General features: G+C 64.0%; 19 protein-coding genes. 7 read left to right on the forward strand and 12 right to left on the reverse strand.

Features of this window, described 5'->3' with window-relative positions:
* Both QRN52_RS04125 and QRN52_RS04130 read left to right on the forward strand, forming a co-directional pair.
* A partial coding sequence (locus tag QRN52_RS04125) for an FAD-dependent monooxygenase (protein ID WP_284751506.1) occupies window positions 1-1,439 on the forward strand: 1,439 nt, incomplete at its 5' end.
* A gap of 74 nt (window positions 1,440-1,513) precedes the next feature.
* Window positions 1,514-2,218, forward strand: coding sequence for an alpha/beta fold hydrolase (locus QRN52_RS04130; RefSeq protein ID WP_284751507.1), 705 nt, complete (start codon window positions 1,514-1,516; stop codon window positions 2,216-2,218).
* On the opposite strand, the gene QRN52_RS04135 is transcribed toward QRN52_RS04130, so the two are convergent.
* Window positions 2,219-3,160 carry an NAD-dependent epimerase/dehydratase family protein gene (locus QRN52_RS04135; RefSeq protein ID WP_284751508.1) on the reverse strand — a complete coding sequence of 314 codons (942 nt, stop codon included), beginning with the start codon at window positions 3,158-3,160 and terminating at the stop codon, window positions 2,219-2,221.
* A gap of 237 nt (window positions 3,161-3,397) precedes the next feature.
* On the opposite strand from QRN52_RS04135, the gene QRN52_RS04140 reads away from it, so the two are divergent.
* The gene (locus QRN52_RS04140; RefSeq protein WP_284751509.1) at window positions 3,398-4,492 is read left to right on the forward strand and encodes a hypothetical protein; all 1,095 of its coding nucleotides are present in this window, start codon (window positions 3,398-3,400) and stop codon (window positions 4,490-4,492) included.
* Window positions 4,493-4,554: 62 nt separating this feature from the next.
* Window positions 4,555-4,998, forward strand: a complete 444-nt coding sequence (locus tag QRN52_RS04145) for a hypothetical protein (RefSeq protein ID WP_284751510.1) — start codon at window positions 4,555-4,557, stop codon at window positions 4,996-4,998.
* 73 nt (window positions 4,999-5,071) lie between these two features.
* On the opposite strand, the gene QRN52_RS04150 is transcribed toward QRN52_RS04145, so the two are convergent.
* The 3 genes from QRN52_RS04150 to QRN52_RS04160 all read right to left on the reverse strand — a co-directional run bounded on the left by QRN52_RS04150 (window position 5,072) and on the right by QRN52_RS04160 (window position 6,526).
* Window positions 5,072-5,386, reverse strand: coding sequence for a carboxymuconolactone decarboxylase family protein (locus tag QRN52_RS04150; RefSeq protein WP_284751511.1), 315 nt, complete (start codon window positions 5,384-5,386; stop codon window positions 5,072-5,074).
* Window positions 5,387-5,632: 246 nt separating this feature from the next.
* Window positions 5,633-5,911 carry a hypothetical protein gene (locus QRN52_RS04155; protein WP_284751512.1) on the reverse strand — a complete coding sequence of 93 codons (279 nt, stop codon included), beginning with the start codon at window positions 5,909-5,911 and terminating at the stop codon, window positions 5,633-5,635.
* 183 nt (window positions 5,912-6,094) lie between these two features.
* The gene (locus QRN52_RS04160) at window positions 6,095-6,526 is read right to left on the reverse strand and encodes a MarR family winged helix-turn-helix transcriptional regulator (RefSeq protein WP_078107179.1); all 432 of its coding nucleotides are present in this window, start codon (window positions 6,524-6,526) and stop codon (window positions 6,095-6,097) included.
* A 100-nt stretch (window positions 6,527-6,626) separates the two neighbouring features.
* Between QRN52_RS04160 and QRN52_RS04165 the strand changes: the two genes are divergently transcribed.
* Window positions 6,627-8,501, forward strand: coding sequence for an ABC transporter ATP-binding protein (locus QRN52_RS04165; protein ID WP_284751513.1), 1,875 nt, complete (start codon window positions 6,627-6,629; stop codon window positions 8,499-8,501).
* A gap of 8 nt (window positions 8,502-8,509) precedes the next feature.
* On the opposite strand, the gene QRN52_RS04170 is transcribed toward QRN52_RS04165, so the two are convergent.
* From QRN52_RS04170 to QRN52_RS04195, 6 genes are read right to left on the reverse strand one after another with little or no spacing between them, the layout of a single operon-like run.
* Entirely contained in the window at window positions 8,510-9,187 is a 678-nt protein-coding gene (locus QRN52_RS04170) for a response regulator (protein WP_284751514.1), read from the reverse strand.
* Window positions 9,184-11,826 (reverse strand): DUF4118 domain-containing protein, encoded by a 2,643-nt coding sequence (locus QRN52_RS04175; protein WP_284751515.1) that lies wholly within the window; start codon window positions 11,824-11,826, stop codon window positions 9,184-9,186. Before QRN52_RS04175 ends, QRN52_RS04170 begins: the two co-directional genes overlap by 4 nt.
* Window positions 11,827-11,882: 56 nt before the next feature.
* Window positions 11,883-12,494, reverse strand: a complete 612-nt coding sequence (gene kdpC / locus QRN52_RS04180) for a K(+)-transporting ATPase subunit C (RefSeq protein ID WP_284751516.1) — start codon at window positions 12,492-12,494, stop codon at window positions 11,883-11,885.
* A 9-nt stretch (window positions 12,495-12,503) separates the two neighbouring features.
* Window positions 12,504-14,642, reverse strand: a complete 2,139-nt coding sequence (kdpB, locus tag QRN52_RS04185; protein WP_284751517.1) for a potassium-transporting ATPase subunit KdpB — start codon at window positions 14,640-14,642, stop codon at window positions 12,504-12,506.
* Window positions 14,639-16,306 (reverse strand): potassium-transporting ATPase subunit KdpA, encoded by a 1,668-nt coding sequence (kdpA, locus tag QRN52_RS04190; RefSeq protein WP_284751518.1) that lies wholly within the window; start codon window positions 16,304-16,306, stop codon window positions 14,639-14,641. Before kdpA ends, kdpB begins: the two co-directional genes overlap by 4 nt.
* Window positions 16,307-16,312: 6 nt before the next feature.
* Complete coding sequence (locus tag QRN52_RS04195; protein WP_078107172.1) at window positions 16,313-16,411, reverse strand: potassium-transporting ATPase subunit F; 99 nt, start codon at window positions 16,409-16,411, stop codon at window positions 16,313-16,315.
* Window positions 16,412-16,794: 383 nt separating this feature from the next.
* Here QRN52_RS04195 and QRN52_RS04200 point away from each other — a divergent pair, with 383 nt between their 5' ends.
* Entirely contained in the window at window positions 16,795-18,771 is a 1,977-nt protein-coding gene (locus QRN52_RS04200) for an APC family permease (RefSeq protein ID WP_284751519.1), read from the forward strand.
* A gap of 33 nt (window positions 18,772-18,804) precedes the next feature.
* Here the strand turns inward: QRN52_RS04200 and QRN52_RS04205 are convergent, their stop codons facing one another.
* On the reverse strand, window positions 18,805-19,041 hold the full coding sequence (locus QRN52_RS04205) for a hypothetical protein (RefSeq protein ID WP_284751520.1): 237 nt from the start codon (window positions 19,039-19,041) through the stop codon (window positions 18,805-18,807).
* 191 nt (window positions 19,042-19,232) lie between these two features.
* On the opposite strand from QRN52_RS04205, the gene QRN52_RS04210 reads away from it, so the two are divergent.
* Complete coding sequence (locus QRN52_RS04210; protein WP_284751521.1) at window positions 19,233-19,874, forward strand: hypothetical protein; 642 nt, start codon at window positions 19,233-19,235, stop codon at window positions 19,872-19,874.
* A 483-nt stretch (window positions 19,875-20,357) separates the two neighbouring features.
* Here QRN52_RS04210 and QRN52_RS04215 read toward each other — a convergent pair whose 3' ends face one another.
* Window positions 20,358-21,542 (reverse strand): ATP-binding protein, encoded by a 1,185-nt coding sequence (locus QRN52_RS04215; protein WP_284751522.1) that lies wholly within the window; start codon window positions 21,540-21,542, stop codon window positions 20,358-20,360.
* Between the last annotated feature and the right edge of the window lie 65 nt (window positions 21,543-21,607).

The following is a 21,607-nucleotide window of genomic DNA, read 5'->3' on the forward strand; positions in this document are numbered from 1 at the left end:
CCCCCGATTACGGATACGAGTTCCGCGGCCTCGAGGTCACGGGCGAGGGCGACTACCCCGTCACGGTCACGCTCCTCCACACGGCCGGACCGGACGAGGGCCGGGAGCGCGTTGTCCGGGCCAAGTACGTCGTCGGGGCGGATGGGGCGCGGAGCAAGGTGCGGGAGTCGATCGGCTGCACGCTCGCCGGCGACCAGGCCAACCACGCCTGGGGCGTCATGGACGTCCTTGCCGTCACGGACTTCCCCGACATCCGCACGAAGTGCGCGATCCAGTCCGGCACGGGCGGCAGCATCCTGTTGATCCCGCGCGAGGGCGGGCATCTTTTCCGCATGTACGTCGACCTCGGCGAGGTGGACCGGAACGACAACCGCTCCGTGCGGAACACCACCATTGAGGAGATCATCGCCAAGGCCAACGACATCCTCCGCCCCTACACGCTCGATGTGCGCGACGTCGCCTGGCACAGCGTGTACGAGGTGGGCCACCGCCTCACGGACAGGTTCGACGACGTCCTGCCGGAGGAGCGCGGCACCCGCACACCGCGTGTGTTCATCGCCGGCGACGCGTGCCACACGCACAGTGCCAAGGCCGGCCAGGGCATGAACGTCTCCATGCAGGACGGCTTCAACCTGGCCTGGAAGCTCGGACACGTGCTCGAAGGCCGCAGCCCGGAGAGCCTGCTGTCCACGTACTCGGCCGAGCGCCAGGTCGTTGCCAAGAACCTCATCGACTTCGACAAAGAGTGGTCCACGCTCATGGCGAAGAAGCCCGAGGAGTTCGAGGATCCCACCGAGCTGGAGAACTTCTACGTGAGCACCGCGGAGTTCCCTGCCGGCTTCATGACCCACTACGCCCCCTCGCCGCTTATCGCCGAGCCGATACACCAGGACCTGGCCGCGGGATTCATCATCGGCAAGCGTTTCAAGTCCGCGCCCGTGGTGCGCGTCTGCGATACCAACCCGGTCCAGCTCGGCCACCAGGCCAAGGCCGACGGACGGTGGCGCATCTACGTCTTCGCGGACGCGGCCGAGGCCGGCACGGCACAAGAGGGGCTCTCGCCCGTCGCGGACTTTGCCGGGTGGATCGCGAACTCGCCGGACTCGCCGCTGGCCGCAACGCCGTCGGGCGCTGACCGGGACGCGTGGTTCGACGTGAAGGTGATCTACCAGCAGGAGCACACAGGCGTCGACATCGGGGCCGTGCCGGCGGCATTCAAGCCCCAGGTCGGACCGTTCAAGCTCACGTACCTCGAGAACGTCTACGGCACCGACCCCTCGGCAGACATCTTCGAGCTGCGCGGACTGGACCGCGGCGGCGTCGTGGTGGTCGTTCGGCCCGACCAGTACGTCGCGAACGTCCTGCCCCTGACCGCGACGGCGGAACTCGCCGCGTTCTTCGCGCCCCTCCTTCGATCGGGACGGACCGCGACGGTGTGAGCTGTTGGCGCGTTGCGGAGTGCGGGACCAACGCAAGGGTTCATTCTGTCGGTGGCCCGTCGTAGGGTACCGGCATGGACATCATCATGGTTCCCGGATTCTGGTTGGACGCTTCTTCGTGGTCGGAGGTCACGCCGCCGCTCGTTGCTGCGGGGCACACGGTCCACCCACTCACGCTGCCTGGGCTGGAGGCCATTGACGCCCCGAGGTCCGGCATCGGCCTCAGAGACCACATCGACGCAGTAGTAGCGGCCGTCGACGCCGTCGACAATCCCGTCGTACTGGTCGGCCACTCCGGTGGAGGCGCCATCATCCACGGCGCGGTCGACGCCCGCCCGGACCGCGTGGTCCGGGCGGTCTACGTTGACAGCGGACCGCTGGGCGAGGGCGGCGTCATCAACGACGAACTTCCTGTTGAGGGCGATGCCGTGCCCCTGCCGCCATGGGAGCTTTTCGAAAATGAGGACCTCGTGGACCTCAACGAGGAGCTGCGGGCCGCCTTCCGCGCACGCGCCATCCCGGAGCCAAAGAACGTGACCACCGATAAGCAGCGCTTGCACGATGTGCGCCGCTACGACGTCCCGGCCACCATCATCGCGTGCGAGTTCCCCTCCAGCCTGCTCGGCGAATGGATCGAGTCCGGCCACCCCTTCGTGGCCGAGCTCGCGCGCATCAACGACGTCGAATTCATGGACCTGCCCACGGGACACTGGCCCCAGTTCACCAAGCCGACTGAGCTCGGGGAGGCCATTCTCGCTGCGGTTGAGCGGAGGGGTTAGTCACCGCACCGAATGGCTCGTTTCGGGCTTGCGGTAGCTGTCCACAGTGGCCTCCAGTGCTTGGTCCCACGATGTTGCCGTGACGCCCAGGATGCTCTGCGTCTCCATGGAGTCGATCACGAAGGGCATCGTGAATTGGTAGCTGGAAGCTGAGATCTCGCGCAGGATCGGAATGACAGTGCCGAGGGCTTTAAGTGACCACTGCGGGATCGAGGCCACCCGGCCTTTCACGCCCCAACGCTCATTCACCTGCCGCGCGATTTCCGAGCGCGGGACGGATGCACTCGGCACATGCCAGGCCCGTCCCCATTCGCCCGTGTGGTCTGCGGCCGCGATAAGTGTCGCGGCGATATCGGGAAGGAAGCTCCAACTGTGCTCCAGTGCGGGGTCCCCAACGACACGCGCCGTTTTGGAGGCCAGGAGTGGTTCGAAAAAGCCACCGCCAAGGTGCGTCGACATCCCCACCGCCCCAGGACCGAAGTAGTCGCTCGCCCGAACCTCCGCGGCCCGGATTTCACCGCGTTCGTGCGCCGCAAGCACTTTCGCCCAACCCGCTTTGCGTACCAATCCCTTTCTCTCGCTCGTGGCGAGCTGTGAATGCTCGGTCATCGGACCGTCCGGCGGTCCGTATGCATAGAGGTTGCCCATGAGCACAAGCGCGGCCCCGGAGTCACGCGCCGACTTGATCACGGCGTCGAAGATCGGAGGCCAGTCGGCTACCCAGTTGGTGTACGGCGGGTTGGTGCAAACGAAAATCGTGTCGGTTCCGTGCGCAGCCCGTGTCACGTCGGCCGCGTTGCTTGCGTCCAGCTTCACTGGAGGCGCGCCGGGGACCGTAGTGCCGCTGCGGGTGCCGAGCGTGACTTGATCGCCACGGGCGGTAAGTTGCTTCGCGAGCGTCCCGCCCACGAGTCCCGCGCCGAGGATGAGATGGCTTGCCACGATGGTTACTCCCTAACTCTCCGGCGATGCTTTGCTGATGACGTCGCACCGAAGCACGACGCAGCCCCTCACCCTTGACAAGATCCGAGGGTGGAATGAATGATACGAGCCTCATCAGCTTTGTCCCTACTGGTGGTCAATAGCTGAATTGGTGACTAACCATGTCGAAAGAGCGCATTGACAGTACTAATGTGGGCGTGTTTTTCAGTCGGGTTGCTTGGGTTGCTCCTGAACTGGATGAGTGTGATCGGAACGCTGATCGTGCCGCGACCGCTGCACAGCAACCTTTCACGGGTGACCCATTTGGTCACTGCGAAAATCTTCTTTGTCATCACAAAGCCCCTCACCTCGTACGAAGTACGTGATCGGATCCTTGCCTGGCAGTCTCCCATGGCGCTGTTCGTCCGCCTGCTGGTTTGGGTGATCGTGTTCGACTTGTCGTTCAGTCTCCTGCTTCTTCCATTCGTCGACGGTGACCTCTGGCAAGCCGCAAGCGAGGCCGGCTCCGCGATGTTCACGCTTGGCTACGCTGCTCCATGGAATGTCGGCAACACGGTGTTGGTTTACGTAGCCGCTTATACCGGGTTGATCGTGATTGCTTTGCAGATCGGTTACCTCCCAACGCTCTATGCGGCCTTCAACAGGCGGGAGGCGGAAGTAACGCTCCTGGTATCGAGGGCGGGCTCACCCTCATGGGGACCGGAGCTCCTGGTGCGCACGCGGTTCGGGATGGCCGCTCAAACCAGCACCAGCGAGCTCAGCGAGCTTTACCAAAGGTGGGAACGATGGGCCGCGGACGTAGCCGAATCACACAGCACCTACCTCACTTTGGTATGGTTCCGTTCGCCTTCACCGCAATCGAACTGGCTCAATTCCCTCCTCAGCGTCATGGACGCGGCCGCGTTGCAGCTTTCCCTGAGTCCGGGTTCTGCCCCGAGCACCCGGGCGCGGCTGGTCATTCGGATGGGGTTCACCTGCCTGAACCAAGTGGCCCGGGCTATTCGTATCCCTGTCGAGGAAGACCCCGATCCCGATTCCGAACTCGATGTGACTTTTGAAGATTTTCAAGCGGCCGTGGAACTCATGAGGACTGTCGATTACCCGATTGAGGTGACGGCGGAGCAAGCCTGGCCCCATTTCAGGGGCTGGCGCGTCAACTATGAAAGGGTCGCATACGCCCTCGCCTACGCGATCGACGCCCCGCCATCAATGTGGAGCGGCCCACGACGCTTCGCGTCCGAACCGATCATGCCGCACCGGCCGAAGAACCGCACTTCCAAGGACGTCAAGCCAGACGACCCGCAAATGATTGCCCAGAGGAAGACACGGTGACATCAAGGTGCAAGGATGGCACGACAAATGACCGTTGAACTGCCTCGAAGAGGAGAAGCATCATGCCCATGATCGACGTGTTCGCCACGACAGGGACCTTTACCGACAAGCATCAGCTCGCCGTCGATCTGGCGTCGACGGTGATGCGTGTGGAGCAGGTGCCGGATATCCCGATGTTCCGCAAGAACACGGCGGCATTCATCCACGAACTCCCGGCGGGGGATCTGTCGAATGTCGACGGCGACAGCAACTACGTGCGCGTCCAGGTCCTCACGAACGCGGGCGCCTTGGACCGCGACAAACAGCTGGCCTTGGTCGAACAGCTCACCGCGCTCGTCGCGACGGCGGCTGCGGACCCGACACTGCCCGATCGAACCTGGGTCCTTCTCACGGAAGCGCCCGACGGCGGCTGGGGCCTCAACGGGCACGCCAACACGAATGAGGAGCTCATCGCAGCCGCGCGCGCACAGATTGCCTCCCTCCAAGGGCAAACCCCGCAGGCGTGACTTCCGGAACAGCAACCGGGAAAGGGGTCGTTAAGCGCCCCTGACGCGGACTTGGCTACTCGCGCGGACTTGGCTACGCGGCAAACACCTGCTTGGCCACCGCCATGGCGGACATCGCCTTGGGCCAGCCCGCATAGAACGCCAGGTGCGTAATAGCCTCGCTCAATTCGGCTTCGCCGAGTCCGTTTGCCTTCGCGAGGCGCAGGTGCCCGAAAAGCTGTTCAGTGCTGCCGCTTGTCACGAGACAGGCAACGGTAATGAGGCTCCGGTCCCGCTTGGCCAACTCGGGGCGTTCCCAGACGTCAGCGAAGAGAACGTCGTCGGTAAGGGAGGCAAGTTTGGGCGAGATGTCTCCGACGAGTTGCTGGGCGCGGGATGGCTCGGTCATGGGGTTCTCCTTGTTAGTGAAAGCTTGTCTGCTTGCTTTCAATCCTAGGAACGCACACCGGAATGAGGCAGGGTCCGCTATTACCTGTTTCCGGTGGAATTTCGGGGCCGGGATTAAAGCGGCGGATATCTTCTGAGGCCTACCACTCCGCCCGCGGCAATCAGGGTTCCGCCGAAGGCCACCAGGATTCCAGCCACTGAGACGGTTGGAGTAATGGGATGGTCGCTCTGGGCGGGGGCGCCTGGGTCAATCCGGGCGGCGCCCGCTGCAGAGGTTGAATTTTGCGTCGAGGGGCTCGGGCTGGAAACGATCGGCGAGGGCACTGCGGCTGTGGTTGTGGCGGGTGGCGCGGCCTGAGTGGGGTCCGGCTGCACGGTCACCGCCGTCGAGGGCGTTGAAGCGCCACCGGACGGAACCGCGACGCCGGGATCCGGCTGGGGTTGCGGTTGTACCGGTGGGATAGCCGTGGCCGACGGGGTGGGTTTTTCCGACGGCCGGGGAGATGGGGAGTTGCCGGGAGAGCACATGCCAACCACCCCTAGAAGCCCTTGCGAATCGCAGTTTGCGGCCCCCGCTCTCTCTGCTGGCGCAAGGGCGATCAGGCACAACGCGAAAGGGAGCGCGACAAGGGCAACTGGAACCTTCCGGCGAGTCATGGCTTCGACTCTACCTACTCTGCGTCAACTTGGCAGGCAGGCGGTGTTCACTTCAGTCCCTGAGCTGCCCCAGAATCCGGGCCAATTCGGCGCGATCTTCTGCGCTGAGCCGGGCAAAGTACTCGGAGGACTTGCCACGCCGTTCGGCGCTGATCTTCGCAAAGAGTTGCTGCCCGTCAGCTGTGGCGGCGACGAGGGTGGCACGCCGGTCCGTGGGGTCAGGATCGCGACGGACGAGGCCTTTGACCTCGAGCTGGTCCACCACTTCCGTGGCCGATCGTGGCGCAATGCGCAGCCGCTCCGCCAGGTCTTTCAGCCGCATGGGGTCCCCTGGAGCCGGGCGCATTAGCGTCATGAGCGCCCGCCATTGGTGCGGCGTCAGCTCCCACGGAGACAGCTGCTCGGCCCAGGTCCGGCGCAGCCCCCGGAAAGCGGCGTGGAAGAGATCGCCAAGGTCGGCGGAATCAGAGGGCTGTGAGTGCATGCCGTCAGTCTAGCAATTTGACCAGTAACCACATAGTGAGGTAACCTCTGTATTAGTAGGCGCGATTCCCGCGCCCCGCTCGCCACTGGAGGTGGTGCTTATGACGGAGAACATCCTCACCCAAAATCCTCATCGACCGGGCGTTGGAGCCCGAAGTCCCGGCCGCGGCCCCGCCCGCCTCAATCCCGCGGACCGCACCCAGTTGAAACAGCACCCCGTGAGCCTCAAACGGATCGCCGGGCTGTTCACCCCGCACAAGGCGACCATCGCCGTCGTCGTGCTTCTCATCAGCGCTTCCAGCATCATCGGCCTGGCGCAGCCGTTCCTGGTCCGCCACATCATCGACGTCGCGCTGCCCAGCAAGAATCTGCCGCTTCTCGCATGGCTGGCCGCCGGATTGATCGCCGTGGCCGCCGCAACCGCGCTTATTGGCGTGCTGCAAACCTGGATGACCACGGGCATGGGCCAGAAGATCATGCATACCCTGCGCACGCGCCTGTTCACCCACTTGCAGAAGCAATCACTCGGATTCTTTACCCGGACCCGCAGCGGCGAGGTACAGTCGCGGTTGAACAACGATATTTCCGGCCTACAGCAAGTCATCACCTCCACCGCGACCGGCGTTGCCTCCAACCTGACCACCGCCATTGCCACTGCCATCGCGATGGTGGCCATTTCTCCCGGGCTCTCGCTCCTGTCCCTGATAGTGATCCCGCCGGCTGTCTGGTTCACCCGCCGGGTGGCCCTGCTCCGGCGCAACATCACGTCAACGCTGCAGAGCGAACTGGCCACCATGAACACACAGGTCGAGGAAGGGCTGTCAGTCTCCGGCGTCCGGCTCTCGAAAACCCTCGGAACCACCAAGCGCGACGCCCACCGCTATACGGAAAGCTCCAAACGGCTGATCGGCCTGGAGATGCGCTCCCAATTGGCCGGCCGCTGGCGGATGTCCACCATGGGCATCATCTTCTCGGCTATTCCGGCGCTGATCTACCTCGCCGCCGGGCTGCCCGTCACTAGCGGAGGCATGACCATCGGCACGCTCGTGGCGTTCACCGCATTGCAGGGCGCCATCTTCCGCCCCGTCATGAGCTTGCTGGATCTCGGCGTCCAATGGGTCACGGCGATGGCCCTGTTCAGCCGCATCTTCGAGTACCTGGATCTGGCTCCCGAGATCACTCCCCCGGCGCGGCCCGCCCCCCTGGACCCGGCCGCAGTGCGCGGCGAGGTCCGCTTTGAGGCCGTCCGTTTCGCGTACGACGGCGGCACTGACGTTCTGCTCGACGTCGACCTTACGCTTCCGGCCGGCACCAGCACCGCAATCGTGGGCCCCACGGGCTCCGGTAAATCGACGCTGGGCTCGCTGGTCCCGCGCCTGCATGACGCCACCGCCGGGCGGATCACCATTGACGGCGTGGACGTGCGCGACATCGCCCCGGAGGACCTGACGAAAATTGTGGGCGTGGTGTCCCAGGAGACGTACTTGATTCACGACACCATTCGGGAAAACCTCCTGCTGGCCGCACCCGGCGCGGACGACGCCGTCCTGTGGAGGGCCCTGGCCTCGGCACAGATCGCGGACCTGATTGCAAGCTTGCCCGACGGCCTGGACACGATGGTCGGCGCCCGGGGCCACCGGTTCTCCGGAGGAGAGCAGCAGCGCCTGGCCATTGCCCGGACCATCCTGCGCAATCCCAAAGTACTGGTCCTCGACGAAGCCACGTCCGCCCTGGACAACGCCACCGAGGCCCACGTCCAGGCGGCACTCGACCGGCTGGCCGTTGGCCGGACTACGCTGACCATCGCCCACAGGCTCTCCACCGTGGAGAAAGCGGACCAGCTGGCGGTCCTCTCTGGCGGTGCGATCGTGGAGTTCGGAACGCCCGGACAACTTCGCGATTCAGGCGGCGCGTATGCGCGGCTCGTCGATGCCGGAGGGACTGTCGAGTTCGAAAATCACGCCATGACAGCCTAAAGCCCGCCTCACGGCATGAACCGGTACCCAATCCCTATCTCGGTGATCAGGTGGCGCGGGTTCCCGGGCTCCGCTTCGAGTTTCCGTCGGAGCTGCGCCATGTACACGCGCAAGTAGTTGGCTTCCTTGGCGTAGGCGGGGCCCCAGACCTCGCTGAGGAGCTGCTGCTGGGTGATCAGCTTCTCGGGATTTCGCACGAAGAGATCCAGGATCCTCCACTCCGTCGGCGTCAGCCGGACGTCCTCGCCGTCGCGCGTCACGCGTCTCATAGCAAGGTCCGCAGTGAACGATTCAGTGACCAGCACGGGCGGTTCATCGCCGGGATCCGCGGTGCGCCGCAGGATCGCCCGGAGGCGCGCGAGCAGCTCGTCGAGTCCGAAGGGCTTGGTGATGTAGTCGTCGGCGCCGGCGTCCAGGGCTTCAACCTTGTCGTCGGAGCCGTGCCGTGCGGAGAGGACCAGGATGGGCACGCTGCTCCATTCCCGCAAGCGGGTGATGACCGTGGTTCCGTCGATGTCCGGCAAGCCCAGGTCGAGGATCAAGACGCCCACCGGGTGCTGGGCGGCAGAGCGCAAGGCCGATTCGCCGTCGGACGCGGTGGCCACGCTGTAACCATGGGCTTGGAGCGTGATCCGCAAGGCCTTGACGATATGGGGATCGTCGTCCACCACCAGTACGTTGCTCATCTCGCCTCCCTGGAGGCGCTATCGGGACTGCCCGACGGCGGCACATGACGGCGCTGCAAGAGAACCGATTGCGCCTCCAAGGGAGCTTGCGCCGAGTCATGCGGGAACGTCACCCCGGTGGACAGCGGAAGCCGGATGACCATGGTCAGGCCGCCACCGGGAGTCTCTTCCGCGGTGAGCGTGCCTCCCATCGCTTCCGTGAATCCCTTGGCCACGGCAAGCCCCAAGCCAACCCCGGTGGTGGAAGGGACGTCGTTGAGCCGCTGGAATGGCTGGAACATCCTGACCACGCTTTCGGCGGGCACTCCTTGGCCGTGGTCGATGATGCGCAGTTCTCCGGATGGCTTCCCATCCAGGGTGGACGAGCTGAAGCCACCCGCGGCTCCCACCAGCACAACATCGGAATCCGGAGCGTACTTGATGGCATTCTCCACGATGTTTGCAATGACGCGTTCCAGCATCCCGGCGTCGGCGTCGATCTCCGGCATGTTTCCGGGCAGGTCGACCCGCACCCGCCCCGGCGGTAAGCCATGGAGGGCGGTCGGGATCACTTCGTACCAGCGCACCGGGCGAATCAGTGCGTTCACGGAGTCCGAGGTAATGCGGGACATGTCCAGGAGGTTCCCCACAAGGACGTCGAGCCTGTCCGAGCATTCCTCGATGGTTGCCAGCAGTTCCTGTTCCTCCTCGGGTGTGTAGTGGACGTTGCTTTGCCGCAAGCCGCCCACGGCCAATTTGATGCCGGCCAGCGGGGTCCGCAAGTCATGGGAGACGGCGCGCAGGATGGAAGTGCGCATGGTGTTGCTCTCGGCCAGGCGCCTGACCTCCCGTCGGCTCGCCGCCAATTGCCGCCTCTCGAGTTGGGCCGAAAGGTGCGCGCCGAAGGCGCTCAGCAAGCGGCGGTCGCTGGCCGGCAGGATGCGGCCCGACAGGACCAGACGGGTTCCGGCGTCGATCTGTTCGGTGTTTTCGCCGCCGTCGGCAGGGAGGGGTGCGGCCTCTCCGGCTTGCGCGACGAGGCGCCAGCCGTCGGCAGCCCCGCCAGCCGGGCCCGCGGCCCTGTACAGAGCCGCCCCGCGCATCTGGAATACGTCCAGCGCTTGCTTCAAGAGTCCTTCGAGGGTGTCCTCAGCGCTCGACGCCCCACGCGTGAGGTCACCCAGGGTGGTGGCCTCGGCACGGGACCGGGCGGCTTCCTTGGAACGCCTGGCGGATATGTCCACCACCGCGGCCACAGCTGCCGAAACGCCCACGAAGACCAACAATGCAAGGATGTTTTCGGGGTCGCTGATGGTCAAGGTTCCCACAGGCGGTATGGAGAAGTAATTCACCACCAGGCTGCTCCACAAGGCACCGAGCAGGGCGGGCCACAACCCGCCGACCAGCGCCACCGCAACCGAGCCCGTCAGCTGGAGAAGCACCGCCGTCGCGATGCTGTGCGAAGGACTCGCGGCCAGCAGGAGCTGCAAAAGAACCGGAAGGACTACGGCCATGGCAAAGCCGATAGTCACCCTGGTGCGGCCAAGGTCCCGCTGCCGCGGACGGTCCACGCCCCGGCCACCCAAAGGATGCGAAACCATGTGCACGTCAATATCGCCGGAGTCCCGCACCACCCGGTTGCCGATCCCCCGGCCAGTCAGCCTGCCAACGAGGCTCCGGCGTCGCGAAATCCCGACGACGATCTGCGTCGCGTTGACGCTTCGGGCGAAGTCAAGCAAGGCCTTGGCCGGATCCTCCCCCGCCACCGTGTGGTAACTGCCGCCCAAATCCCGGACCAAAAGGCGCTGGGCTTCCAACGCCTGCGGAGATTCCGAGGCCACGCCATCGGCGGCGCGGACGTGCACCGCGAGCAAGTCGCCGCCGTTGACCCGCTTGAGGATCCGGGCAGCCCGGCGGACGAGGACTTCCCCTTCGGGCCCGCCGGTGAGGCCGATGACGATGCGTTCCCGGGCTGGCCAGCTCGCCTCGATCCCCTGTTCCGAACGGTACTTCGCAAGGCCTTCGTCCACACGGTCGGCGAGCCACAGCAGTGCCAATTCCCGCAAGGCCGTCAGGTTGCCCATCCGGAAATAGTTCGACAGCGCGGCGTCGATCTTGTCGGCCGAATAGATCTTGCCGTCGCCCAGCCGTTGCCGCAACAGCTCCGGTGAGATGTCCACAAGGTGGATTTGATCGGCGCGCCGCACGACGTCGTCGGGAACTGTCTCCGCCTGCCGGACGTCGGTGATGGCACTCACGACGTCGCCGAGGGAAGCCAGATGCTGCACGTTGACCGTGGACAGGACGTTGATGCCGGCGTCGAGCAGCTCCTCAACGTCTTGCCAGCGCTTGGAGTTGCGGCTTCCGGGGATGTTCGAGTGGGCGTATTCATCGACGACGGCGGTGCGCGGCTTGCGTGCCAAGACTGCGTCGACGTCCATCTCTTCAAAGCTGGTGTCCCGGTACGCAATCGTGTGCGGCGGGATGACTTCCAATCCGTCCATCAAGGCACGGGTATCGCTGCGCCCATGGTCCATGGCGAACGCCACCACCACGTCTTCACCACGGCCGCGCAGCCGGTGAGCCTCCTCGAGCATGGCGTAGGTCTTCCCTACCCCCGGGGCTGCCCCGAGGAAAATGCGCAGCGTTGCCCATGCCATGTGGTCATTCTTTCACTTGTTGAACGCGCCGGTTCCTTGCTCGGATTTGGCCGCAATCACTTGGCCGGTGTGGCAGCGGCTACGTCCAGGTTCAGTTCCGTGACATTGACGGACGGCTGGCCCAGGAAGGCCTCGAGTCCCGTGACCGTGCGGCGGTCCACCATGGCCTGCACGGTTTCAGGGCTCAGCCCGTGTGCCTTGGCCACCCTCGGCACCTGGAGCCGGGCATAGGCGACCGAGATCTGCGGGTCCAGCCCTGAACCGCTGGCCGTCACGGCATCGGCGGGGACGTCGGACTCTTTGACCCCCTCTGCGGCGGCGACGGCGGCACGGTCGGTTTTGACGGCGTCGAGCAGTTTGGGATCGTTGGGTCCCAGGTTGTTGGCAGTGGATGCCCCCGGGTCCCACTTGGCCGCCGAGGGACGGGCGTGGAACCACAGCGGGCTCTGGGTGCCGGCGTCGTTGGCAGATACTTGGGCAATGAGGGCGGAAGCGGCAGGCCTTCCGGCCGCGTCCCTCACGATGGAGCCATTGGCTTGGAAGGGCGCAACGGCCTGGCCGATACCGAAAATCGCCAGCGGGTAGATCAATCCAAGGACCACGGTGGCCAGGAACAGAAACCGCAGGGCCGTTCCTGCTTGCCGAAGATAGCCGAAAAGGGTGTTCATGGTTGTCTCCTAGCCGATGCCGGGGATGAGGGAAATGAGCAGGTCGATGAGCTTGATCCCGATGAAGGGAGCCACAAGCCCGCCGAGGCCGTAGATGACCAGGTTCCTGGCCAGCGCCTGGTTCGCCGAGACAGCGCGGTACTTGACGCCGCGCAAGGCGAGTGGAACCAGCGCGATGATGATCAAGGCATTGAAGATCACCGCGGACAGGATGGCCGACGACGGCGAGGCCAAGCCCATGATGTTCAAGAGCCCGAGTCCAGGAAAAGCGCCCGTGAACAGGGCTGGAACGATCGCGAAGTACTTCGCCACGTCGTTGGCGACCGAGAACGTGGTCAGGGCGCCACGGGTGATGAGCAACTGCTTGCCGATGCCCACAATGTTGATGAGCTTGGTGGGATCCGAGTCCAGATCCACCATATTGGCGGCCTCCTTGGCGGCCGGAGTGCCCGAGTTCATGGCGACTCCAACATCCGCCGCGGCCAGGGCGGGGGCGTCGTTGGTACCGTCGCCGGTCATGGCCACCAGCCGGCCGTGGGCCTGTTCGTCCTTGATGACGGCCAGCTTGTCTTCGGGTGTGGCCTCGGCAACGAAATCGTCAACGCCGGACTCGGCCGCGATCGCCTTGGCCGTGATGGGGTTGTCGCCCGTGATCATCACCGTCCGGATGCCCATCCGGCGCAGTTCGGCAAAGCGGGCGTGCATGCCCGGCTTGACCACATCGGCGAGGTGGATAGTGCCCAGGACCCGGGCTCCGCCGTCGTGCCCGACGCCGGCCACCAAGAGCGGGGTGCCGCCCTGGGCGGAGATTTCCCGCACCGTGCGGTCCACTTCGGCGGGAGTCTGGCCGCCGGCATCCGCCACGAACTTCGCGACGGCGGTTGCGGCGCCCTTGCGGATCTTCCGTCCGTCGAGATCCAGGCCGCTCATACGCGTGCTGGCGCTGAACTCGACAACTGCGAACTCTTCCGAGCCCCTCAAGAGAGCGGCAAGGTCCGGGCCGCTGACGCCCTTTTCCGCCGCGAGATCCACGATTGAACGGCCCTCCGGCGTCTCATCGGCCAGGCTGGAGAGGCGGGCCGCTTCAATGAGTTCGGTCCGCTCGACGTCGTGGGCGGGGAAGAAGTTGACCGCGCGGCGGTTGCCATACGTGATGGTCCCGGTCTTGTCGAGCAGGAGCGTGGTGATGTCTCCCGCGGTTTCCACGGCGCGGCCGGACGTGGCCAGGACATTGTGCTGCACCAAGCGGTCCATGCCGGCGATGCCGATGGCCGGCACGAGCGCGCCGATCGTCGTCGGGATCAGGCAGACAAGCAGCGCCACCAGCACGATCGGCGATGGCGTTGCCCCCGGCAGGGAAGCGAACGGCGCCAGGCTCATCGTGACCACCAGGAAGACGATAGTCAGCGAGACAAGGAGGACGTGGAGGGCGATTTCGTTGGGCGTCTTTTGCCGGACGGCGCCTTCCACGAGCTTGATCATCCGGTCAATGAACGTTTCGCCGGCTTCCGCCGTGATTCGAACGGCGATGCGATCCGAGAGGACCTTGGTGCCGCCGGTCACCGAGGAACGGTCACCACCGGATTCGCGGATGACGGGCGCCGATTCCCCGGTGATGGTGGATTCGTCCACGCTCGCCAAGCCTTCGATGATCTCGCCATCGGAGGGGATAACGTCCCCGGCTTCGCACATGACGACGTCGTTCTTCCGCAGCTCTGTTCCCGGCACTTCCTTGAGGGTGCCATCCTCCAGCCGAAGCCGGGCAACGACACCTTTCCTGCTGGCCCGGAGACTGTCTGCCTGGGCCTTGCCACGGCCCTCTGCGATGGCCTCTGACAACGTGCCGAAGAGCACCGTCAGCCAAAGCCAGATTGTCACCGAGATGCTGAACACTGCCGGCTTGAGGATGCAGATGGCCGTGCAGAGAGCCGCCCCGACCAGCACGGTGAACATCACGGGAGAGTGGATCATCTGGCGTGGCCCCAGCTTCCGTACTGCAACCGGCAGGGCGGTCCGGATGCTGGCAAGGTCGAGCTTGGCCGGCGCCTTGGTGTGGTGCTTGTGTTCCCCCGGAGTGCCCAGGGGATTTCCGTCTGCGTAAGTCTGGGCGGCGGTGTCCGAGGCTAATGCCGTGTTGGACCGGGTCATTTGAGGAGTCCTTCTGCGAGGGGGCCCAGGGAGAGGGCCGGGAAGTAGCTCAAGGCGGTCATGATCACCGTGACGCCGAGCAAGAGGGAACCGAAAAGCCAGCCGTGGGTGGGGACAGTACCGGACGACGCCGGGATCCGGGGCTGTTTGGCCAAGGAACCGGCCAAGGCAAGGACCAACACGATGGGCAGGAATCGGCCAAACAGCATGGCGAGGCCGATCATGGTGGACAGGTACGGCCCGGAGCTGGTGATTCCGCCGAAGGCCGAGCCGTTGTTGTTGGCTCCGGAGGTGAAGGCGTAGAGCACTTCGCTGAATTGGTGCGGGCCGGAGGCCGGTGCGTTGGCCATGGCGTACGGGAGCAGGACCGTGATCCCGGCGAGCGCCAGGACCACCACCGGCGTCACGAGGATGTACATCGCGGTGAGCTTCATTTCCCGGGGTCCTATCTTCTTGCCCAGGAATTCCGGAGTGCGGCCCACCATCAAGCCGGCAATGAACACCGAGACAATGGCGAGGATGAGCAGGCCATAGAGCCCTGATCCCGTGCCGCCGGGGGCAACTTCACCGAGCATCATGTTCACCATGGCGATCCCGCCTGCCAGGGGCGGTAAGGAATCGTGGGCGACGTTGATAGCTCCAGTTGAAGTCAACGTGGTGGCCGTGGCGAAGATTGAGCTCTGGGCCGCGCCGAAGCGCTGCTCGAACCCTTCCCCCAAACCGCCCGCTACCGCGGTTGCCGTTCCCTGCGCTGAGGCAACGGCCCAGCCCATCAGCACGGTGGACGCCAGCCAGAGTGCGCCCATGACACCCACTACCGTGTACCCTTGCCGCTGGTCCCCCACCATGCGGCCATAGGCATATGGCAGAGCGGAAGGGATCAGCAAGATCAGGAAGACCTCGAACATGCTGATGAAGACGTTCGGGTTCTCGAAGGGGTGCGAGGAATTGGCATTGAAATAGCCGCCGCCGTTGGTGCCCAGGATCTTGATGGCTTCCTGGGAGGCTACCGGCCCACCGGGGATGGTCTGGGTGACACCTGCTGCCTGGTTGACGACGTCGGTGGCCCAGAAATTCTGCACCACACCGCCGATCACCATCACGATGGCCGCGAGCGCGGCCATCGGCAGCAGCACACGGAAGGAGGTGCGTGCCAGATCCACCCAGAAATTTCCGAGCCTGTCCGTCCGGGTTCGCGCGATACCGCGGATCAGGGCGACCACCACCACGATTCCGACGGCGGCAGAGAGGAAGTTCTGCACGGCCAGCAGGCACATCTGTACGAAGATGCCCACGGTGGACTCAGGGACGTAGGTCTGCCAGTTGGTGTTCGTGGCGAAGGAGATGGCCGTGTTCATGGCCGTCCAAGGGTCTACACCGGGGAGGGAATTGTTCCCGGGCAGGACGCCTTGGAGCCGTTGGAGCAAGAACACCACCAGGATGGACACGGCAGAGAAGACCAGGACACTGCGCAGGTAGATCGACCAGCTTTGCTCAGTTTCCGGGTCAACCCCGGACAGCCTGTAGAACAGCCTCTCCACACGGGTTGACTTCTTGCCCTCAAAGACGCGGACAAGATAGCTGCCCAGCGGCTTGTGCACCAAGACCAGCAGCAAGAGCAGGACGGCCACCTGGGTGACGAAGGAGGCAATGCTGAAAACCATCCGGGATCACCACTTTTCCGGGTGGATCAAGACGGCCAGAAGGTAGCCGAACAGGCACAGGCCTGCAATGAACAGGACCAACCACATCACGGCGTCCGCGCTCACTGCCCGCTCACCGGCCCATCGCCGTCGACGATTTTGCCCAGAAGGTGGGCAACCCACATCACGATCCCCATGGACACCACGAAGATCCCCACAACAGCCACGTCGGCCATTGGAACGTCCTTTCATCCGCGCCCCGTTTGCGGGGCTGATGCCAGTCAACTCCTTGGTCGGCGGCGAAAATCGGTTCCTGATGGTTCCTTAACACCGCAGGGCCGAATCTTGACGGCTTCTTAACAGGTGCGGCTTCTTGACGGGTGCGCTGCAGCTTACGGGGCACCACCGTTAAGGATTCATCAAGATCGCCTTCAACCAGCGAAAAGACCGGTAGTCGGTGTTATCTTCAGCATGATCGCGGTGCCTGCGCGTCGCGCGGAAAGGACACCATGACTACCTTGAGCAGGCCGCCGGCTGATCCTTCGGCACCACGGCCCGGGGGCATGGCCTCCTTGCGGACATGGCTGCTGTTCGGACTGCAGGACTCCAAAGGATCGCACCAAGGCCCAGGCGCGGTGGGTGATCCCCATCTGAAGAAGCATTCGTGGTGGCAGGTCATGTGCCTCACCGGCGTCGATTATTTCTCCACCCTCGGCTACCAGCCGGCCATCGCAGCCCTGGCTGCGGGAGTGATCTCCCCCTTGGCCACCATCGTCCTCGTGGCCGTCACCTTGCTAGGCGCCCTGCCTGTGTACCACCGCGTAGCAGGGGAAAGCCACCGCGGCGAGGGATCCATAGCGATGCTTGAGCGCCTCTTGCCACGCTGGGGAGGGAAGCTCCTCGTCCTCGTTCTCCTCGGGTTCGCGGCAACGGACTTCATGATCACCATGACCCTCTCGGCCGCGGACGCCACCGCGCACGCGATCCAAAATCCGCTCGCCCCCGGTTGGCTGCAGGGACAGAACATCCTGGTGACCTTGTTCCTGTTGGCCCTGCTTGCCGCCGTATTCCTGCGCGGATTCAAGGAAGCCATTGGCGTGGCCGTGGTTCTCGTCGTGATCTACCTGGGCCTCAACGTCGTCGTCGTCTTCTCAACGTTCGTGGAGGTGTTCGACCATCCGGTCGCAGTGGGTGACTGGTGGCATGCACTGTCTACCTCCCACGGAAACCCGTTCATGGTGATCGGAATCGCCCTGCTCGTCTTTCCCAAACTCGCCTTGGGCCTGTCCGGTTTCGAGACCGGCGTCGCCGTGATGCCCCAGATCCGTGGACGTGCCTCAGACACCGAGGACAATCCGGCCGGACGGATCAAAGGAACCCGTCGCCTCCTGACCACTGCGGCAGTCATCATGAGTTCATTCCTGATCGCCACCAGTTTCACCACCGTCGTACTCATTCCGGATCAGGAATTCCAGCCCGGTGGCCAAGCCAATGGACGCGCCCTGGCATTCCTGGCGCACCAATACCTCGGTGTGGGGTTCGGCACCGTCTACGACCTCAGCACCATCGCCATCCTGTGGTTCGCGGGCGCCTCCGCCATGGCCGGGCTGCTGAACCTGGTCCCACGGTATCTGCCGCGCTATGGAATGGCACCGGGATGGGCACGGGCGGTGCGCCCACTGGTGTTGGTGTTCACCCTCATCGGGTTCCTGATCACTTTCCTTTTCAACGCCGACGTCGACGCCCAAGGTGGTGCATACGCGACCGGCGTGTTGGTGCTGATGACATCGGCTGCCGTTGCCGTGACCCTTTCCGCGCGCCGCTTGAGGCAGAGCAAGCGCACTGTCGCGTTCGGCATCATCGCCATCGTCTTCATCTACACCACCATTGCCAACATCTTCGAACGTCCCGAAGGCATCCGGATCGCCGGGATCTTTATCGTGGGAATCATCGTGATTTCCCTGCTCTCCAGGATCCGGCGCTCCTTCGAGCTGCACGCCACCCACGTCCATCTGGACCGCCAGGCGCTGGAATTCATGTCCACCAACTTGAGCGGCCCGATTGCGCTCATCGCCCACGAACCCCTCCGCCTCACGGCTGAGGCCTACCGGGACAAACTCACCTCGGCGATCGAGGTCAGCCACATACCGGTGGATTACCAGGCGCTCTTCCTGGAGGTGATCGTTGACGATTCCTCCGATTTCGAAACCGCACTCGAAGTCCACGGGGTGGTTCGGCACGGACACCAGATCCTCGAAGTCCACGGCCCCGTTGTCCCCAACACCATCGCCTCCGTGCTGCTGCACATCCGCGACGTGACGGGCCTCATGCCGCACATCTACTTCCGCTGGACCGAAGGGAACCCGGTCATCAACCTTCTTCGCTTCCTATTCCTCGGCGAGGGGGAGATCGCCCCGGTCACCCGTGAAGTCCTGCGTGAAGCCGAACCCGATGTCAGCCGCCGCCCGTGGGTCCACGTGGGCTGAGCGTTGATACACGGCGCCCAGGCCGCGATGCCGTCAGGGCCGCTCGGGCACCTCGCCGTTCCCTACCGCTTCGATCCAGTCGACCGCCTCGTCCGAGAAATAGAACCCCGAAGGCCCACTCTCACCAACCCACCAAGCATCGGAAGTAATAACGCCTCCAACTTGGGTGATCTCGGCGACCACTTCCGGGGACACAGCGTCGCCGTTGTTCTCGATCAGCCATTTCTGGGTGGACGGCTTCAGCTTCGGCCACCAGTGCTCGATACTCATGGCCGAAGTCTGCCACGTCCATCGTCATTGCTCGAGTCCCCCTCATTAAGAGAGTGCTAAATCTGCCCCTGCCGGCATATGGATCCCATTAAGGTCCGGGAGACCCGCGGTGTTCGGTGATCTGATGAAAGAGAGGAATCCATGGCCAACGGGGCAATGGACTGGTCCTCCGCAGGAGAGATGAATTCACCATGAAGCGCATTGCCTTGATCAAGGGAACGGCACCTGATGCCGCGGTCCCGGGCACGCATCCTAAAGACTACGTCGTGGTCGATGACATCGGCGAGTTCACCTACTACCCGTCCAAGACCGCCATGCTGGAAGACCTCGAGTACGTAGAGGAAGCAGCCTGCATCCTTGACCGGGCAGGCAACGACTGCCGCCTCGCCCTGGATAAGGACAGGAACCTGAGCCTTGGCCCCTCGTTCGGGCCAGTGGAATTCAGTTGGCTCCGCCAGGCATGGATGAACAACCGACACCGGAACCTGCAGGCCCATCGTTTGCAGCGCTTCTTCCCGGCAACCCGGGAAGCCCTTGTTCCCGAATTGTTTGAAACCCTCACCCTCGAGCGCCCACGCAGTGCCAACGGGACACCATGGGTGCTGGAGGTCGGTGGAGAAGAAACGCACCCAGCAACGCTGAGGGACATCGATGGGCTCCTCGCGGGGCTGGATCACCTTGAACAGGCCACGGTGCGGGACCCTTTCGGCCATGAATACCGGCCAGTCCGCCACCAGACACACCGGCACCTCGCCCCAGGCGCGGGATCGATCTACTACGTCGAGATCCACCCTCGCGGGCGCGACCTCCAGCAGTCGGGCGTCCCGCGCTGAGGCACCATTCGCGCGGTGGTAAGGCTCCGAACGGTACGTGGTGGCCGATGAGGTCCGTGACTTCTCGTACTGTCCGTCCGAGGCCGCATGCTTTTCGGCCAAGAACCACAACGACTCCCCCGTGTTGCTGCTTGTGCGGCCGGGGCGGAGGCCAAGGATCCGGCGGTGAACATGAAGATGATGGCACTGACCAATGCGCCTGCGCGTGCTTGCTGGGTGCTCGAATCCCGCCTCGTGCCGACGGGATCTCAATGATTACTGATGCGGTGAAGGCCAGCCAGACAATCCATGCGACGATCGGCAGGAAACTGCCGAAGAGGAACCGGCCGCGGTAGTCGGGCATCGTGAGGAGATGCTGGAGTGTTTCCGTTGATGGCAGCGGATTCCCTGCGACCATGATCAGTGTCGTGGGGATGCCGACGACGAGCACCAGCAGGTCAGGCTATGTCCCGCAAAGATGGCACTCTTCATCTCGCACTCCCCCTAGTGTCCGTGCCTGTTGATGTAGTCCGCCATCCCCGGGACGGTGAAGGCAAGATATCCGCGGCGCGGCGTGTAAACCAGACCTGCCTGTATGAGCGATTGCCGCGGCGCAGAGACCGCTGTCTGGGCCCTGCCCAGTCGCGTGGCGATGTCGGCGACCAATGACGGGTTGTCGCCGTCCCGGGCCATCGCCTTCATGAACTCCTGCTGGGCGGTGGTGGCCCGTTCCCAACGCGACTTATAGAGGCCGGCATCGACCTCGTCTCGCGCTCTCGCGATACCAATCCTGGCGTCTTCCGCATCGATGATTCTGGATGCGGCAACATCCCAGATGTGTTTCCCGCAGGCCTGGACAAAATAGGGGTACCCGCGTGAGACACCCAGGACAATTCCAAGAGCGGCCTCGGTCCAGTTCACCCGTTCACGTCGGGATGGGACTAGCAGGGCTTCCTTGGTGTCTTCCTCGCTCAGCACGTCGAGAGCGCGGTAGAGATACATCCGCTCGGCATAGCTGGATGCCTTTGCAAGGACTGCCGGCAGAGAAGGCAGGCCAGTACCAAGGAACATCAAAGGTACCGGTCGCGGGTCCTGGCCCAATTGGTGAAGCGCAACGTTCAGTGCCGCAAGATCATCCTTGGGCGCCTCCTGCAGCTCGTCCACAGCAAGAAGCACCCCGGTGCCAGCGGCCCGGGCGGCAAGGCCCAGCGACTCGAGCATTTCGGCGACGTCCGTGGAAAGTTGGCCGCTGTCCGCCTTTCCCGCAACTGCCTGGACCTCGAACCCGAATCCATAAACACCGGCGGGGTCCACCTTGATCTGGAAGGACCGGAACACGGAAAAAGTCTCTTTGAACGCCTGCTTGACCTTCTCGGACACCGTCGCCGCCTTACGGAGTGCGACATAAATTTCCTTGGCGAGCTGAACAGCCAACGGCTGACTACCGGAAGCTTCAAGCTTGACGACAACCCAACCAGCGTCAACCGCGTTACGGCCACACTGGTTCAACAACACCGTCTTCCCCACACCCCGGAGGCCGGAAATAATCCACGGCCGCTCACCCTCACCGCTCCCCGCCATCGAGCCAAGAACGCCCATGAAGTCGGACAGCACGGCTGAACGCCCAACCAGCTCAGGGGGTACCCGGCCCGCACCGGGCCGAAAAGGATTCGGAGCATTCAGAATCATAAATCCCACCCTATCCACCTTTATCCAAAAATCAAGATAAATTCGGATAGTACGAACATGTTCTC

This window comes from Arthrobacter sp. efr-133-R2A-120 (assembly GCF_030209835.1).
In the GTDB taxonomy this organism is placed as follows: domain Bacteria; phylum Actinomycetota; class Actinomycetes; order Actinomycetales; family Micrococcaceae; genus Arthrobacter.

Coding starts and splice junctions, on each gene's coding strand:
- QRN52_RS04210 (WP_284751521.1), top strand. CDS start 19,233: ATGAAGCGCATTGCCTTGATCAAGGGAACGGCACCTGATGCCGCGGTC.
- QRN52_RS04150 (WP_284751511.1), bottom strand. CDS start 5,386: ATGACCGAGCCATCCCGCGCCCAGCAACTCGTCGGAGACATCTCGCCC.
- QRN52_RS04130 (WP_284751507.1), top strand. CDS start 1,514: ATGGACATCATCATGGTTCCCGGATTCTGGTTGGACGCTTCTTCGTGG.
- QRN52_RS04145 (WP_284751510.1), top strand. CDS start 4,555: ATGCCCATGATCGACGTGTTCGCCACGACAGGGACCTTTACCGACAAG.
- kdpC (WP_284751516.1), bottom strand. CDS start 12,494: ATGAACACCCTTTTCGGCTATCTTCGGCAAGCAGGAACGGCCCTGCGG.
- QRN52_RS04205 (WP_284751520.1), bottom strand. CDS start 19,041: ATGAGTATCGAGCACTGGTGGCCGAAGCTGAAGCCGTCCACCCAGAAA.
- kdpA (WP_284751518.1), bottom strand. CDS start 16,306: ATGGTTTTCAGCATTGCCTCCTTCGTCACCCAGGTGGCCGTCCTGCTC.
- QRN52_RS04170 (WP_284751514.1), bottom strand. CDS start 9,187: ATGAGCAACGTACTGGTGGTGGACGACGATCCCCATATCGTCAAGGCC.
- QRN52_RS04160 (WP_078107179.1), bottom strand. CDS start 6,526: ATGCACTCACAGCCCTCTGATTCCGCCGACCTTGGCGATCTCTTCCAC.
- QRN52_RS04175 (WP_284751515.1), bottom strand. CDS start 11,826: ATGGCATGGGCAACGCTGCGCATTTTCCTCGGGGCAGCCCCGGGGGTA.
- QRN52_RS04165 (WP_284751513.1), top strand. CDS start 6,627: ATGACGGAGAACATCCTCACCCAAAATCCTCATCGACCGGGCGTTGGA.
- QRN52_RS04215 (WP_284751522.1), bottom strand. CDS start 21,542: ATGATTCTGAATGCTCCGAATCCTTTTCGGCCCGGTGCGGGCCGGGTA.
- kdpB (WP_284751517.1), bottom strand. CDS start 14,642: ATGACCCGGTCCAACACGGCATTAGCCTCGGACACCGCCGCCCAGACT.
- QRN52_RS04140 (WP_284751509.1), top strand. CDS start 3,398: ATGAGTGTGATCGGAACGCTGATCGTGCCGCGACCGCTGCACAGCAAC.
- QRN52_RS04200 (WP_284751519.1), top strand. CDS start 16,795: ATGACTACCTTGAGCAGGCCGCCGGCTGATCCTTCGGCACCACGGCCC.